Source organism: Paenisporosarcina sp. TG20 (assembly GCF_000286315.1).
Lineage (GTDB): Bacteria > Bacillota > Bacilli > Bacillales_A > Planococcaceae > Paenisporosarcina.
Map to the genome: position 1 here is coordinate 1 of NZ_ALJG01000047.1, position 985 is coordinate 985.

The window sequence follows — 985 nt, forward strand, 5'->3', positions numbered from 1 at the left end:
AAAATGCCGATCAAATCCGATAGGTTCGGGTTCATTCTTTTTATTGTACGGAATAATTGAATGTGCACCTATGCGATAAACTTGTTCATATATCGCCTGATAATCGTATCCAGCATCCATTGTAGCGTACTTGATTTTTAGCGAAGTCAAACGATCTTGAACCCCTTTTAGTAAAGGGATTGCAGCCTTTCCATTTAGATTGCCCGAAGAAAATAAGGATTGAAGAATGTATTGGCTTTGCGTACCAACAGCTAAATGATATTTAAATCCATACCAGAAGACATTCTTTCCTTCACTACTTTTTTTCACTCCCCATTCAGGGGACGTCGGAACAGAATCGCGTAATTTCGATAGAGGAACATTTAGTTGGGCGGCAATGGTCTTTTCATACAGCGGAAGATTCGCTTCTTCCTCCGCCTTTTCCACTAGCCATTGTTCACGTTCTTCTTTCTTTTTACGGCCTCGTTTTTTTGGTTCTTTTTCCACTTTTTCTTTCTTGAAAGGTGCTTGATCACGTGCTTCCACATGGGTGGCGTCAATCGCGATTGTTTCATCCGAAACGAAACCTTCTGATATGGCCAGTAGAAGCGTGCGTTCCTGAACGATTTCAAGTGCATCCGATTCGCTGATTAAAGTAATCATGCGTGAATAAGAAGCTTCCGAAGGAATCTCATCGGATACCAGAAATCCGCAATCAACTTTGAATCTTAAGTCATTTTGAAGTCGAATTACCAAGTCTTTGATAAATGGAATACGGTCTGTGATTCGAACGATTAATGAATAAATCATGGCTGTATAATTTAGCGTTTGTGGAGCCCCGACGCGAGACTTTTTCATCACAACATCAAGGATTGGATGGATATCAATACCGGATAAAACCGTATTGAACCGATGGGTAGGTTCCAAGTCATATAAAGTTTGCATGTCAAACAGGCTTTCTTGTCTTATAATAGGCATAGAGCATTTCTCCAGTCTGTTAATGTGT

1 protein-coding gene is annotated in these 985 nt (G+C 40.3%); it reads right to left on the reverse strand.

What is annotated here, in order from left to right; genetic code table 11:
• Positions 1 to 957, reverse strand: a 957-nt coding sequence (locus tag B371_RS0100235) for a transposase (RefSeq protein WP_019412367.1), incomplete at its 3' end; no start/stop codon positions are given.
• Between the last annotated feature and the right edge of the window lie 28 nt (positions 958 to 985).